Genomic DNA, 1,386 nt, shown 5'->3' with positions numbered 1-1,386 from the left:
TATATCCACATTACCGGTACGCTCGCCGTTGCCAAAAAGGGCCCCTTCTACCCGTTCTGCCCCGGCCAACAGCGCCAACTCAGCCGCTGCCACCGCACAGCCGCGATCGTTGTGCGGATGGATCGAGAGAATCACCGCATCGCGTCGCGAAAAATGGTCGGCAAACCATTCGATCTGATCGGCATATCGGTTGGGCGAGGCCACCTCCACAGTGGCCGGCAGATTGAGAATGATTTTATTCTCCGCTGTGGGCTCCCAAACCTCGGCAACCGCTTCGCAAATGGCCAACGCTACCTCCGGCTCGGTGGCCGAAAAGCTCTCCGGGGAAAATTGCCAACGCCAACAGGTATCCCCCTGCTTTTCCGAAAGAGTACGAATCTGTTCTGCCGCTCGCACAGCCCGTTCGATCAAAGCAGGAGTATCAATCCCAAAGACCAGACGCCGCTGCAGCGGTGAGGTGGAGAGATAAAAATGGACAATCGCTCGCGGCATGCCCTGCAGTGCGGCAAAGGTGCGTTCGATATGTTCCGGACGGGCCGAGGTCAAAACCTGTATGCTTACCTCGGCGTGCGCCTGCGCCACCAAGTGCCGCAAAAAGGCATAATCATCGGCAGAAGCGGCAGGAAATCCGGCTTCAATCTCGCGAAAACCCAGACGGAGCAGGTGTTCAAAAAGACGTTGTTTGCGTTCCGGGTTCATCGGGGTGGCCAGTGCCTGGTTGCCATCGCGCAGATCAATGCTGCACCAAGTGGGGGCCTGTTGCAAAACCCGATCGGGCCAACGCCGATTGGGCAGGTGAAGAGCAGGGGCGGGACGATATTTTACGCTATTACTGGTTGCCATCGAAAACGACTCCTAACAAATCGGGTGTCTGCGGGATAGTAAGTGGAATCAGTACGGCCACCGACGCGCCACCACGCCATACTTGGGTAGCCGACAGGCAAGCGTAGTAGGGAGCTGTGTTGCAACATGGCAGTTCTCCTGGAAAGGGTTGTGCGGAAAAAAAAGGAAAAAAAAAAGCCATGGATCAGAAGAGCCATGGCCGGAAACGAATAGGCTGAGTGAGCAGATTATTCTCTCTTCTCCGCAGAGCGCAGCCGACCAGGGGCGCCAATCAGGGCACCGAGCAGTCGTAGGCTGGATAGGGAGAAGAGTCTGTTCATGGGTAAAGTGTGCCGGTAGAGTGGGGCACAAGTCAAGCAAAAAATAGTGAGGTGTTGGCAGCAAAAATAGTGAGGCCCCAGGGCAAGCCTATTTGCAGGCAGGGCAAGCGCATTTGCGCACGTGAAACGCCGCACATGTTCAGCAGGGCTTTGCCCTGCTCCCACCAGGAGGAGATAATCTCCTCCTGGAGCTCCATAATAAGTTTATTGTTTTTATGGATTA

Annotated in this window: 2 protein-coding genes; both read right to left on the bottom strand. The window is 55.6% G+C overall.

Features of this window, described 5'->3' with window-relative positions; translation table 11 throughout:
* Nucleotides 1-843: 2-isopropylmalate synthase (locus EJP87_RS16415; RefSeq protein WP_478210087.1), on the bottom strand; the 843-nt coding region annotated here is incomplete at its 3' end.
* Nucleotides 844-1,195: 352 nt separating this feature from the next.
* Nucleotides 1,196-1,386: hypothetical protein (locus EJP87_RS18745; protein WP_227657725.1), on the bottom strand; the 191-nt coding region annotated here is incomplete at its 5' end.

It is taken from the genome of Candidatus Magnetaquicoccus inordinatus, from assembly GCF_004217665.1.
In the GTDB taxonomy this organism is placed as follows: domain Bacteria; phylum Pseudomonadota; class Magnetococcia; order Magnetococcales; family Magnetaquicoccaceae; genus Magnetaquicoccus; species Magnetaquicoccus inordinatus.
Note: the sequence above shows the minus strand (reverse complement) of the source record. Positions and strands in the feature narration are given on the sequence as shown.